General features: G+C 71.7%; 16 protein-coding genes. 10 read left to right on the forward strand and 6 right to left on the reverse strand.

All coding sequences use genetic code 11. The features are described 5' to 3' along the window. Window positions 1-136: 136 nt before the first annotated feature. Complete coding sequence (locus tag ACIGQF_RS26655; RefSeq protein WP_399714887.1) at window positions 137-1,813, reverse strand: bifunctional 3'-5' exonuclease/DNA polymerase; 1,677 nt, start codon at window positions 1,811-1,813, stop codon at window positions 137-139. 67 nt (window positions 1,814-1,880) lie between these two features. Further along, window positions 1,881-3,023, reverse strand: coding sequence for a winged helix DNA-binding domain-containing protein (locus ACIGQF_RS26660; RefSeq protein WP_399714889.1), 1,143 nt, complete (start codon window positions 3,021-3,023; stop codon window positions 1,881-1,883). A gap of 157 nt (window positions 3,024-3,180) precedes the next feature. On the opposite strand from ACIGQF_RS26660, the gene ACIGQF_RS26665 reads away from it, so the two are divergent. Then, complete coding sequence (locus tag ACIGQF_RS26665; RefSeq protein ID WP_399714892.1) at window positions 3,181-3,954, forward strand: alpha/beta fold hydrolase; 774 nt, start codon at window positions 3,181-3,183, stop codon at window positions 3,952-3,954. Window positions 3,955-4,001: 47 nt separating this feature from the next. Here ACIGQF_RS26665 and tatA read toward each other — a convergent pair whose 3' ends face one another. The 3 genes from tatA to rpmB all read right to left on the reverse strand — a co-directional run bounded on the left by tatA (window position 4,002) and on the right by rpmB (window position 4,947). After that, a complete protein-coding gene (tatA, locus tag ACIGQF_RS26670) occupies window positions 4,002-4,214 on the reverse strand; it encodes a Sec-independent protein translocase subunit TatA (protein ID WP_399714895.1) in 213 nt (70 codons plus the stop codon). A gap of 189 nt (window positions 4,215-4,403) precedes the next feature. Further along, window positions 4,404-4,709 carry a 30S ribosomal protein S14 gene (gene rpsN, locus ACIGQF_RS26675; RefSeq protein ID WP_361552668.1) on the reverse strand — a complete coding sequence of 102 codons (306 nt, stop codon included), beginning with the start codon at window positions 4,707-4,709 and terminating at the stop codon, window positions 4,404-4,406. Window position 4,710: 1 nt separating this feature from the next. Beyond that, window positions 4,711-4,947 carry a 50S ribosomal protein L28 gene (gene rpmB, locus ACIGQF_RS26680; RefSeq protein ID WP_361552665.1) on the reverse strand — a complete coding sequence of 79 codons (237 nt, stop codon included), beginning with the start codon at window positions 4,945-4,947 and terminating at the stop codon, window positions 4,711-4,713. 62 nt (window positions 4,948-5,009) lie between these two features. Between rpmB and rpmG the strand changes: the two genes are divergently transcribed. From rpmG to ACIGQF_RS26705, 5 genes are all read left to right on the forward strand, one after another. Then, window positions 5,010-5,174, forward strand: coding sequence for a 50S ribosomal protein L33 (rpmG, locus tag ACIGQF_RS26685; protein WP_030260286.1), 165 nt, complete (start codon window positions 5,010-5,012; stop codon window positions 5,172-5,174). Between the two features lie 8 nt (window positions 5,175-5,182). Continuing rightward, on the forward strand, window positions 5,183-5,473 hold the full coding sequence (locus tag ACIGQF_RS26690) for a type B 50S ribosomal protein L31 (RefSeq protein WP_399714899.1): 291 nt from the start codon (window positions 5,183-5,185) through the stop codon (window positions 5,471-5,473). After that, window positions 5,473-6,627 (forward strand): GTP-binding protein, encoded by a 1,155-nt coding sequence (locus ACIGQF_RS26695; RefSeq protein WP_399714902.1) that lies wholly within the window; start codon window positions 5,473-5,475, stop codon window positions 6,625-6,627. The genes ACIGQF_RS26690 and ACIGQF_RS26695 overlap by 1 nt, the downstream gene beginning before the upstream one ends. Window positions 6,628-6,721: 94 nt before the next feature. Continuing rightward, window positions 6,722-6,958 carry a 30S ribosomal protein S18 gene (gene rpsR, locus ACIGQF_RS26700; RefSeq protein ID WP_399714905.1) on the forward strand — a complete coding sequence of 79 codons (237 nt, stop codon included), beginning with the start codon at window positions 6,722-6,724 and terminating at the stop codon, window positions 6,956-6,958. Window positions 6,959-7,140: 182 nt separating this feature from the next. Then, complete coding sequence (locus ACIGQF_RS26705; protein ID WP_399714909.1) at window positions 7,141-7,380, forward strand: DUF397 domain-containing protein; 240 nt, start codon at window positions 7,141-7,143, stop codon at window positions 7,378-7,380. A 148-nt stretch (window positions 7,381-7,528) separates the two neighbouring features. Here ACIGQF_RS26705 and ACIGQF_RS26710 read toward each other — a convergent pair whose 3' ends face one another. Next, window positions 7,529-8,080, reverse strand: coding sequence for an ATP-binding protein (locus ACIGQF_RS26710; protein ID WP_399714911.1), 552 nt, complete (start codon window positions 8,078-8,080; stop codon window positions 7,529-7,531). 324 nt (window positions 8,081-8,404) lie between these two features. Between ACIGQF_RS26710 and ACIGQF_RS26715 the strand changes: the two genes are divergently transcribed. The 4 genes from ACIGQF_RS26715 (at window position 8,405) to ACIGQF_RS26730 (ending at window position 12,198) form a co-directional block, all read left to right on the forward strand. After that, complete coding sequence (locus ACIGQF_RS26715; RefSeq protein ID WP_399714914.1) at window positions 8,405-9,268, forward strand: helix-turn-helix domain-containing protein; 864 nt, start codon at window positions 8,405-8,407, stop codon at window positions 9,266-9,268. Between the two features lie 64 nt (window positions 9,269-9,332). Continuing rightward, entirely contained in the window at window positions 9,333-10,790 is a 1,458-nt protein-coding gene (locus ACIGQF_RS26720; RefSeq protein WP_399714918.1) for an aldehyde dehydrogenase family protein, read from the forward strand. A gap of 128 nt (window positions 10,791-10,918) precedes the next feature. After that, window positions 10,919-11,500, forward strand: a complete 582-nt coding sequence (locus tag ACIGQF_RS26725; protein WP_399714921.1) for a DinB family protein — start codon at window positions 10,919-10,921, stop codon at window positions 11,498-11,500. Window positions 11,501-11,547: 47 nt separating this feature from the next. Further along, complete coding sequence (locus ACIGQF_RS26730; protein ID WP_399714923.1) at window positions 11,548-12,198, forward strand: PadR family transcriptional regulator; 651 nt, start codon at window positions 11,548-11,550, stop codon at window positions 12,196-12,198. Window positions 12,199-12,203 lie beyond the last annotated feature (5 nt).

A 12,203-nucleotide genomic window follows, 5' to 3' on the forward strand; every position in this document is an offset into this window, starting at 1 on the left:
GGTCATCGACGTCCTCACGGCCCGGCCGGCCGCACCGGGGCCTCCTCGGAGTTTAGAGCCTGTACGGGCGCCGTCCCCCGGCTCGTACGCGGCCCCGTGCCAGGCCGTACGGCGCCCCGCCCGGCCGTGCCGCGCCTCATTTCGCGTCCGCGTAGCACTCCACCACCGCCGTGGTGAACGGGAAGCGGACCGGGGTGGGCCCGAAGGCGATGCGGCCCGCCAGATCGGCCGCCGCCGCGATGGCCTCGGCGACCGCGGGCGCTTCCTCCTCGGGACAGTGCACGATCACCTCGTCGTGCTGGAAGAAGACCAGCTCCGCGCGCATACCGGCCTCGTGCAGCGACCGGCGGAGCGCGGCCAGCACCAGCAGCGCCCAGTCGGCCGCGCTGCCCTGCACGACGAAGTTGCGGGTGAAGCGGCCGCGTGCCCGGTCGCCCGCCGTGCTGCCGTACGAGGCCGGGGCCTCCTCCTGCGGCAGGCCCGCCTCGTCGGGCAGGGCCACCGAAGCGGGCGTGCTCGTGCGGCCGAGCCAGGTGCGCACCAGGCGGCCCTCCTCGCCCGCCCGTGCCGCGTCGTCCACGTACGCCACCGCTGCCGGATAGCGGCGCCGCAGGTCCGCCATGTGCTTGAGCGCGTCGCCCGAGGTCTGGCCGTAGATCGCGCCGAGCAGCGCCAGCTTGGCCTGCGCGCGGTCCCCGCCGAAGGCACGGGCCGCCAGGTCGGCGTACATGTCGCGGCCGCTGCCCGCCACCTCCATCAGCCCGCGGTCCCGGGAGACGGCGGCCAGCACCCGCGGCTCCATCTGGTCGGCGTCCGCGACCACCAGCCGCCAGCCGGGATCGGCGACCACGGCCCGACGGATCACTTTGGGGATCTGGAGCGCGCCGCCGCCGTTGGTGGCCCAGCGCCCGGAGACCGTGCCGCCGGGGAGGTACTCCGGGCGGAACCGGCCCTCGTGCACCCACTGCTGGAGCCAGGACCAGCCGTGCGCCGTGTGCACCCGGTAGAGCCGCTTGTACTCCAGGATCGGGGCGACGGCCGGATGGTCGAGGGCCTGCAGCGCCCACTTGCGGGTGGAGGTCAGCTTGATGCCGGCCTGTCCGAAGGCACGGATGATGTCGGCGGGCAGGTCGGGACGGACCCGTATGCCCTCCCCGAAGGCCCGGGACACCTCGTCCGCCAGCTCGGCCAGCCGCTGGGGCTCCAGGCCGCCCGGATAGCGCTCGCCGAGCAGCTCGTCCAGGAGCGCGCGGTGCACGTCCGCGCGCCAGGGCACCCCCGCCCGCCGCATCTCGGCGGCGACCAGCATCCCGGCCGACTCCGACGCCAGCAGCAGCCGCATCCGCTCCGGCCGCTCGGTCTTCTCCGCACGCGCCAGCTGTCCCGCGTACACCTCCAGCAGCGCCGAGAACTCGTCCGTGCCCGGCGGCAGCGGCACCGGCCCCGTCTCGAAGAGCGAGGGCTGGGTGTCCGCGCTCCGCACGGGCGGGTCTTCGGGCACCGGCAGGCCGCGCAGTCGCGCCCAGGCCGCCGCGAGCGACCGCGGCTGGCCCGACTGGCCCTCCTCGTGCCCGATGAGCAGCGCCTCTGCGGCCTCGACGTCGTAACAGCGCTCGACCCGCACCCCCGCCGCCAGCAGCTTCCGGTACGACTCCGTCGTGGACCGCCACACCCAGCGCTCCACCTCGGGCCGCGCCCGCACCGCCGTCACCAGGTCCGGCTCCTCGGCCACCGGCCCGGCGGGCTGACCCGACCCGTCCACCGCGCACAGCCGCACACCCCCGCTCCCGGAACCACCCACCACCCACCGCATACGCTCGAGTTTCGCACCGGGGTCCGACAATCCCCCTCGGCGACGGCCCCCGCCGCCCGCCCGGCCCTCAGATCACCCGTACGGACACCGGGCGGTCCACGCCCGTGCAGCGCGCCAGGTGCGCCGCCTCGGCCGCCAGGCCCTCGTCCGGCACCGGCCCGCGCTCCGCCGCGTGGTCCTTGAAGAGGGCGATGTCCACGGCGGTGTCGGAGAAGGCCCAGACGCCCGCGACCCGCCCGCCGTGCACGACGACGGGGGAGATCCACCCGGCCGTACGGCTGACCTCCTTGCGGTACTGCGCCGGGACGAGCCGGGGGTCGGCCGTGCCGGGCCCGAGGACGTACTGATCGAAGCCGGCCAGCAGTCGCACCTCGCGGGAGGGCCGCGCGGCCGCCAGCGCGTCGGCGTCCTCGCTGCGCACGTATGCGCCGGGCACCCCGTCCACCTCCACCGGCGTGAGCGCGTCCCCGAGCGCCGCGAACCAGCCCCGCAGCACTGCCTTACGGGTCGCGCCGCGCAGCAGCCACGCGTCGAAGGCCGTCGGCGTGGCCGGGCCGTGCGCCCCCAGATACGCGGCGAGCACCGTGCCCGACGCCTCCTCCGGGTCCGGCACACCGGCCCAGTCCGGCACCCAGGACCGCGGCGCGGTGAAGGTCACGTTCCGCCCCCGGGGCAGGCCCTGGCACAGCCGGCCGGTCCACGCCAGCGGCTTGAGCACCGCGCTCCACCCCGAGGAGAGCTGCTCGCCGAGCCCGGCCAGGCCCTTGCGGGAGCAGACGGCCGCCACCAGCTCCTCGCGGGTCAGCTGCCGCCCGTCCAGCTCCTCGTCGACCGCCTCGCCCAGCGCCGCCACTTGCCGCGGACTCACCCCGAACGCCTTCTCCCAGGCAGGCTTCTCCCACGTACGGGCAGCGCCGAGCAGCGAGAGGTACGAGCCGAGCACCGGGGCGGGCAGCAGGTGCAGCGTCCCGCGCATGGCCCAGGTCCTGACCACCGAGCGGTCCACGAGCGCGGCGTCCACGGCGCCGGCGGCGGGCCGGCGGCGGCGGACGGCGACGGCCAGCTCGGCGGACGAGGCGACCTGGGCCTGCACTCCGGCCAGCCGCCCGGCGAGCCCGGCGACGGACTCGGTACCGCGGGGCACGAGGCTCTGCTGCCGCAGCCGCCAGGCCAGTACCTGGTCGTGGGAGACCTTCAGCGTCGGGTTCATGCCTCCATTGGACCGCAGGCCACTGACAGTCGCCCGGTACGCAAGTCGCCCCGGTGGCATAGGTGTTCGTGACGGTCAGCGTCTGTGCCGGGGCCGTGGACGGCGGGACCATACGAGGCGAGCACCACGGACCGGCCGTCTACGAGGGAGCCGCCGCATGACCAGAACCGAGCAGTCCGTCACTCACCGTCTCGTGGGCTCGGGCCCGCGCCACGTCATCGTGCTGCACGACTGGTTCGACACCTGTGCGGCCTGGGGCACGGCACTGGAGTACCTCGACGGCGACGCCTTCACGTACGCGCTGCTCGACTACCGGGGGTACGGCGAGCGCAGGGACGTGCCCGGCCGCTACGACCTGGGGGAGATCGCCGACGACGTGCTCGCCCTCGCGGACCAGCTCGGCTGGGACCGCTTCGCGCTGGTCGGGCACTCGATGGGCGGGAAGGCGATCCAGCAGGTGCTGGTCCGCGCGCCCGGCCGGGTGACCCGCCTGCTCGGCCTCGCCCCCGTGCCCGCCGGGCCGTACCCGATGGACGAGCCGACGCGAGCCCTCTTCTACGGCGCGTCCGAGGACCCCGAGAAGCGCCGTGCGATCCTCGACCTCGTGACCGGCCACCGTACGGGCCGGGTGTGGCAGCAGCGGATGGTCGGCCACTCGATGGCGGCCTCCCGAACGGAGGCGCACGCCCGCTACCTCGCCAGCTGGCACACGCTGGACCTCTCGGAGGCGGTGCGCGGCAACCCCGTCCCCGTGCGCGTCGTGGTCGGGGAGCACGATCTCGCCCTGACCGCCGACGTCATGCGGGCCACGTGGCAGGCCTGGTACCCGAACGCCGAGGTGATCACCCTGCCGGCGGCGGGCCACTACCCGATGCACGAGACACCGGTGATGCTGGCGCCGGTCATGGAGGAGTTCCTCTGGACCTTCTGACGGCCCTTCCGACGCCCGCCCGGGTCAGGCCCGGGCGGTGCGGGCCGTCACTCCCGGCCGGCGTCCACGGTCGCCCGGGCGCGCTCGGGGCTCGCGGTCCCGTCCGCCTCGGACTTCATGGCCTTGGTCTCGGACTTCAGGATGCGCATTGACTTGCCGAGGCCGCGGGCCATGTCGGGCAGCTTCTTCGAGCCGAAGAGCAGGACGAGGACCGCGAGGATCAGCACCAGGTGCCAGGGCTCGAGGGCATTGCGGAACATGGGGGCTCGCTCTCGTAGGGGTGCGTTCCCGTCGTAGGGGTGCGTTCCCGTGGGGTGCGCGGCCGCGCCTCCGTGAGCGCGGTACGGAATAGGGCGTTCCGCTCAGTATGCCCCGCACAGGGGTACGAAAGGGAAACCGGGGCCGAGGGGCGTGTGAACGCGGCCCCGGCCCCGGTGTCGGCGGGTGGTCTACCAGCTGGACTTCGTCACGCCCGGCAGGTGGCCGGCGTGCGCCTGTCCGCGCAGGTTGACGCGGGAGAGGCCGAAGGCGCGGAGGTAGCCGCGCGGCCGGCCGTCGATGCTGTCCCGGTTGCGGACCCGGGTGGCGCTGGCGTCGCGGGGCTGGCGGGCCAGCTCGCGCTGGGCACTGAGGCGCTCCTCGTCCGCCGTCTTCGGGTCGCGGATGATCGCCTTCAGGGCGGCGCGGCGGGCCGCGTACCGGGCGACGACGACGCGGCGCTTCTCGTTCTTCGCGATCTTGCTCTTCTTGGCCATGTCAGACGCGCTCCCCTCGGGCACGGATGCGGGCGACGGCGGCTTCGACGCCGATGGTGTCGACGGTCTTGATCGCCCTGGCGCTCAGCCGCAGGCGTACGTAGCGGTTCTCGCTCGGCAGCCAGTAGCGCTTGCGCTGGATGTTGGGGTCGAAGCGGCGGGACGTGCGCCGGTGCGAGTGGGAGATCGAGTTGCCGAAGGCCGGCGCGCGGCCGGTCAGCTGGCAGTGGGCGGACAAAGTGAGCTACCTCCTGCTGAGCTCTTAATGAAAATGGAAACCGTTTCTGTATAGTAGCCCGTATGGCCCGCAACGAACTACGTCCCGTGATCAAGCTCCGGTCCACCGCCGGCACGGGCTACACGTACGTCACCCGCAAGAACCGCCGGAACAACCCCGACCGGCTGGTGCTGAAGAAGTACGACCCGGTCGCCGGGCGGCACGTCGACTTCCGAGAGGAGCGCTGAGCAGCGTCATGAAGCCTGGAATCCACCCCGCGTACGGGCCCGTCGTCTTCCGCGACCGGGCCGCCGACTTCGCCTTCCTCACCCGGTCGACCGCCACCAGCGACAGGACGGTCGAGTGGGAGGACGGCAACACCTACCCGGTGATCGATGTGGAGATCTCCTCGGCGAGCCACCCCTTCTACACGGGGACGGCGCGCGTACTGGACACCGCGGGCCGCGTGGAGCGCTTCGAGCGCCGGTACGGCACCCGGACGCCCGGCGGCCGGCGCGCGGCCGGCGACGAGCGCGGGGACCGCTGATGGACCGCGACCGGCTCTCCGTGGTGATCGTCGGCGGGCTGCACGCGGAAGCCCGCCGGGCCGCCGTCGAGCAGCTGCTGCGCAAGGTCCCCGGCAGCGTCGCGCTCCACCACGACCTCGCCACCGCCGCCGACGGCCGCGTGCGGCGCACCGTACGGGACATCGGCGGGCTGCTGGACAGTGGCGAGGCGCCGCTGGTCAACGACTGCGCGTGCTGCGCGCTGCGCGAGGACCTGGTGCCCGAGCTGGAGCGGCTGGCCGACGGCCGGACCTGCCGGCTGGCCGTCGTGGAGCTGTGGGACTCCGTCGAGCCCAAGGCGATGGCCGAGGTGCTCGACGCCTGCGGCAGCGACGCGCTCGTGCTGACCGGCGTCATGACGGCCGTCGACCCGGCGCTGCTGCTGCCGTACCTCGGGTGCGGCGACGACCTCGCCGAGGCGGGGCTGGCTGCCGCCGCCTCCGACCAGCGGACCGTCGCGGACACCTGGGCGCGTCAGCTGGAGTATCCGTCGGCGCTGGTCCTCGCGCCCGGTGAGGAGCCGGGCGACGAGTCGGACCACGCGCTGCTGACGCAGCTGCACCCCACGGCGCTGCGCATTCCGGTGGAGTCGCCGGAGCTGGTGGCCGCGGCGACGGCGGGCTTCGACGTGGCGGCCGCCGCCGCGCGCCAGCACCCCGCCTGTGCGCTGCTGCCGCAGGAGGCCGAGGACGAGGACGTCTCGACCCTGGTCTGGCACCGCTCGCGGCCGTTCCACCCCGGCCGGCTGCACGCCGCGCTGGAGGACCTGTGCTGCGCCGCCGCGCGCAGCCGGGGCCGCTTCTGGCTGGCCGACCGGCCGGACACACTGCTGTCCTGGGACGCGGCGGGCGGTGCGCTCTGTGTGGAGAACACCGGGCCGTGGCTGGCCTCGCTGCCGGACGCCGCCTGGGAGATGGTGCCGCCGGTGCGCCGGGCCGCGGCCGCGCTGGACTGGGACCCCGAGCACGGGGACCGGGCGCAGCACCTGGTCTTCACCTCGCCGGGCCTGGACCGGGAGGGGCTGACGGCGCTCCTGGAGTCCTGCCTGCTCACCGACGAGGAGTACGCGCGGGGGCGGGACCACTGGCGGCGGCTGTCCACCGCGTTCGACGCGCTTCTCGACCCGGTGCCGTAGGGCGCGTCCGTCAACCGCCATACGGGTGCGTCATGCAACTACATCAATTCTCAGTCGTCTTTTGACCGTACGAGTTCGTAAGGAAATGTCTGTCATGCCCCGTCGCCCCGATCCGCGCAAGAAGAGCACGCCGCGTCCCAACCCGCTCGACGCGGCCGGGATCACCTACGTCGACTACAAGGACACCGACCTGCTGCGGAAGTTTCTTTCCGATCGCGGGAAGATCCGCAGCCGCCGCATCACCAGGGTTTCTGCGCAGCAGCAGCGGCAGATCGCCGCGGCGATCAAGAACGCCCGGGAGATGGCGCTGCTGCCGTACGCCTCGCGCTGACCGTACTCCGCCGGGCATGGGGGAGGGGGCGGCGGGGAAGGCGTCCGGCGGACACGAACGGGCTCGACGAGCTGTGACGGGCTGGCCACCCGCTGTCGTGCACGTGCATCTGCGCGAGCATCGGCATATGAACAGAGTTATGATCCCGGGCAGTTGACACCATTTCTCACCGGGAGAGACCTGTGCCCCACGCGTACAACGGCATGGCCGCATCGGATCTCGTCGGAGTGGTGTGGCAGAAGAGCCGGCACAGCAACTCCAACGGTACGTGCGTGGAGTTCGCGAAGTTGCCGGAGGGCGATGTGGCCGTGCGCAATTCCCGTTTCCCCGACGGGCCCGCGCTGGTCTACACGCCGGCCGAGATCGAGGCGATGCTGCTCGGCATCAAGGACGGTGAATTCGATCACCTCATGCGGGACTGACCGCGGTCGTCCCGAAAGGCGGGTTACCGGCCCGTACGAGGGCGGTTGAGGGGTCTCGCGGGAGGGGTTGCCACCGCGGGAATGGCCGCTGCGCCTGCATGTGATATCTGCACGTGCATATATCTGTGCGAATGGCGCCGGGAGTTCCTCAGCTCGCCTGGGAGGCCGCCGCCTGGGCCGGTACCTGAGGCAGCTGGAAGAGCGCCCAGACGACCTTGCCGTGCGCGGCGTCCTCCAGCCGGTGCCAGCCCCAGCTGTCGCTGAAGGAGTCCACGAGGTAGAGCCCGCGCCCGGATTCGGCGGAGAAGTCCGCCTCGCCCTCGACCGGAGAGGCGTCACTGCTGTCCCGCACGGCGCAGACGAGCCGGCCGGCCCAGCGGATCAGATGCAGCTTCGGGGGAGCCGAGTCGGCCGCCCGGTACACCTCTTCGTACGCCGCGCCTTCCACCAATTCGCCGGGTTCCGGGGCCGCGTGCCGCAGCGCGTTGGTGACCAGCTCCGAAACGACGAGCGCGACGCTGTCGAAAAGCTCGTCCATGTTCCAGCGCTGGAGCGTTTCCCTGGTGAACTGGCGCGCGCCGCGCACTGATTCGTACTGCGGCCGCAGGGTCCAGGTGACGGCGCCCGATATGGCTGCGGGGTCGACTGGCGGAAGCCCCTGCCATAACGGCGCGAGCATGGTCGAAACCTTGGTCCCCATGCGAGGCACTCCTGGCGTTCGCGGACGTCACGATCCAGACGGGTGTGCCCAGATCTCGCGGGTCTTTCACGAGCGTGCATGTGTGCGAGGTCCATGGTTCCGAATGCGTACGGCAGATGCAAGGGCAGATGCACGTGCAGACGTCCACTTTGTGTATGGCCGTAGGCATTGCGGCGTAATTCTTCCTACGCCCTCTTGTCCTGCTCTTTACCGGCGGTGCCAGAAGGGGCTCATATCCGTAACCGGTTGAGCACGCAACGGAGCCCGGACGTGGCAGACTGCCGCTCACTGTTGGACGGGGTGGGCCACGGGAGGGTCTGAGTTGTGACCGCAAGTGAGTCGAGCGGATCTGTGGTGCGGCGCATCCCGCTGGGGTCGCAGCTGCGGAGGCTGCGAGAGTCCCGCGGGATAACACGTGAGGCTGCCGGCTACTCGATCCGCGCTTCGGAATCGAAGATCAGCCGCATGGAGCTGGGGCGCGTGAGCTTCAAGGCGCGGGACGTGGCGGACCTGCTCACCCTCTACGGCGTCGGTGACGAGGCCGAGCGTGACTCCCTCCTCGGGCTGGCCCGTGAGGCCAATGTGGCGGGGTGGTGGCACAGTTTCGGCGATGTGCTTCCCGGCTGGTTCCAGACATATGTGGGACTGGAAGGAGCCGCGTCCCTCATCCGCACTTATGAAGTGCAGTTCGTGCACGGGCTTCTGCAGACGGAGGGGTACGCCCATGCCGTCGTCAGCCGTGGCATGCCCGACGCCGCCGCCTCCGAGATCGACCGCCGGGTCGCGCTGCGCCAGGAGCGGCAGAAGCTCCTCATAGCCGAGCGGGCGCCGCAGTTCGACTGCGTGCTGGACGAGGCGGCGCTGCGCCGCCCCTATGGGGACCGCACCGTCATGCGCGGCCAGCTCCAGCATCTGATCGACATATCCGAGCGTCCGAACGTGCGGCTCCAGGTCGTGCCGTTCAATTTCGGCGGGCACGCGGGCGAGAGCGGTGCCTTCACGATGCTGCGTTTCCCGGAGTCCGATCTCTCCGACATCGTCTATCTGGAACAGCTCACCAGCGCGCTGTATCTGGACAAGGCCGAGGAGGTCGGGCAGTACGAGCGGGTGATGAGCAGCCTGCAGGAGGAGAGCCTCGATCCCTCCCGCACCCGGGATCTTCTTCGCGGTCTGCTCCAATTGACGTGACTCGTCAGTAGAATGACGTCGGATCAGCCACCCCCACAGGCGCCCGCACAGAGTAGGAACGACCATGTCCTTCTTCTCCGACCTGGCCTACCAGTACATCGACGGTGAGTGGCGGGTCGGCAGCGGCTCGTGGGACATCATCGATTTCAATCCGTACGACCAGGAAAAGCTGGCGTCGGTCACCGTCGCGGGCGTGGACCAGGTCGACGAGGCCTACCGGGCGGCCGAACGCGCACAGCGCGAATGGGCGCGGACCAATCCCTACAGCCGCCGGCTGATATTCGAGAACGCGCTGCGCATCGTCCAGGAGCGCGAGGACGAGATCATCGAGGCGATCGTCGTCGAGCTCGGCGGTACGCGCGTCAAAGCGGCCTACGAAGTGCGCACGGCGCAGGAGTTCCTGCGCGAGTCGGTGCAGCTCGCGCTCCGCCCCGAGGGCCGCATCGTGCCGTCCCCCGTGGAGGGCAAGGAGAACCGTGTCTACCGCCTCCCCGTCGGCGTCATCGGCGTGATCAGCCCGTACAACTTCCCGTTCCTGGTCACCCTGAAGTCCGTGGCGCCCGCGCTGGCGCTGGGCAACGCCGTCGTCGTCAAGCCCAACCAGAACACCCCGGTGGTCGGCGGCGGCCTGATCGCCAAGATCTTCGAGGACGCCGGGCTGCCCGCCGGCCTGCTGAACGTCCTGATCACCGACATCGCCGAGATCGGCGACGCGCTCATAGAGCACCCCGTGCCGCGCGTCATCTCCTTCACCGGCTCGGACAAGGTCGGCCGCCACGTCGCCGCCGTCACCGCGGGCCACTTCAAGCGGGCCGTCCTCGAACTGAGCGGCAACAGCGCGCTGATCGTGCTGGACGACGCGGACATCGACTACGCCGTGGACGCCGCGGTCTTCAGCCGCTTCGTGTACCAGGGCCAGGTCTGCATGGCCGCCAACCGCGTCCTCGTGGACCGCAAGGTCGAGCAGGAGTTCACCGAGAAGTTCGTGGCCAAGGTCAAGAAGCTGCGGACCGGCGACCCGCGCGATCCGGACACCCACATCGGCCCGCTCATCAACAGCTTCCAGGCGGAGGCGCTGACCGCGCTGGTGGAGCGGGCGGTCGCCGAGGGCGCCACGCCCCTCGTGCGCGGCCGTACGCAGGGCAATCTGGTCGAGCCGACCGTGCTGGCCGGGCTGCCCGCAGACTCCGTGCTGTACACGCAGGAGATCTTCGGGCCCGTGGTGCTGCTCCGCTCCTTCGAGGGCGAGGACGAGGCGGTACGCCTGGCCAACGACTCCCCGTACGGGCTGAGCGGCGCGGTGCACACGGGCAACGTGGAGCGCGGCGCACGAGTGGCGCGGCAGATCGAGACCGGCATGATCCACATCAACGACAGCACGGTCCACGACGAGCCGCTGGTCGCCTTCGGCGGCGAGAAGGCGTCCGGCGTCGGCCGCCTCAACGGGGAGTCGACGGTGGAGGCCTTCACCACGCAGAAGTGGGTGTCGATCCAGCACGAACGGACCATCTTCCCGTTCTGAGCGGCCGCGGCACGCCGCCTCCGAAGGGCCGAGGAGTTGCGGACAGAATCTGACCGCAAGGGCCCGTAGCTTCTGCGGCGTCGGGAGGATTCCTCCCGGCACCCCCGAAGCGACGAAAGGCGGCTGCCATGCCCACTCACGTACTTGCCGAGGCCCGCGGTGACGAGCGCGGCGCGCTCCTGCAGTTCCTGGCGGCCCAGCGCGGCGGGCTGCGCCGCGCGCTGCTCGGGCTGACCGACGCGGCGGCCGCGAGCCGCCCCAGCGCCAGCGAGCTGTCCCTCTCCGGGCTGCTCAAGCACGTCGCGGAGACCGAGCTGAACTGGCTGGACATGGCCAAGCGGCGCCCGTCCACCATCGAGCGGGACGAGACCACCTGGCACCTCGGCTTCCGGCTGGCGGAGGACGAGACGGTCGCCGGCATGCTCGCCTTCTACGACCGGGTGGCGGAGGAGACCGAGGAGTTCATCCGCTCGGTGCCGAGCCTGGACGACACCTTCCCGCTGCCCGAGGCGCCGTGGTTCCCGCCGCAGGCCGAGCAGTCCATGCGCTGGCTGGTGCTGCACCTCATCGAGGAGACCGCGCGGCACGCGGGCCATGCCGACATCATCCGCGAATCCCTCGACGGCAGGACCGCCTTCGGCCTGGTGGACGAGGAGCGGGCGCTGCGCGAGAAGGAGGGGCAGCAGGGGGCGGGCGCCGCCGGGCAGTAGCGTGCTCACCGGAAGGTCACGTCCGGGGACGAGGAGAGCGCGGAGCGATGTCGGCGATCCGGCTGCTGGTACTGGGAGCCGTGCGGCAGCACGGCCGGACCCACGGCTACCAGGTGCGGAACGACCTGGAGTACTGGGGCGCCCATGAGTGGTCCCACGCCAAGCCCGGCTCGATCTACCACGCACTGAAGCAGATGGCGAAGCAGGGCCTGCTCCACGCGCACGAGACGGCGCCGAGCACGGCCGGCGGCCCGCCGCGCACGGAGTACGAGCTGACGGACGCCGGTGAGGCGGAGTACTTCGCGCTGCTGCGGGCCGCGCTCTCCCAGCACGACCAGAAGCTGGACATGCTCAGCGCCGGCATCGGCTTCATGGTCGACCTGCCCCGCGCGGAGGCGGCGGCCCTGCTGGCGGAGCGGGTCCGGGACCTGGAGGCCTGGCGCGCCGAGGTCACCGGGCACTACGTCCCCGAGGACGGCCCGGAGCAGCTCGGCCACATCGGCGAGATCATGAACATGTGGGTGCACGCCGCGGACACCGGGGTGGCCTGGGCCCGCTCCCTGATCGCCCGCATCGAGGGCGGCGCGTACGTCTTCGCGGGCGAGGGCGAGCCGTTCGTCGGCGTCCTCCCCGAGGGCGCGGAGAACCCGTTCGCGGACAAGCCGCCCTTCCCCGGGGGCGGCTCGCCCGCTTCCTAGCCGTC

It is taken from the genome of Streptomyces sp. NPDC053560 (assembly GCF_044544605.1).
Classification (GTDB): domain Bacteria; phylum Actinomycetota; class Actinomycetes; order Streptomycetales; family Streptomycetaceae; genus Streptomyces.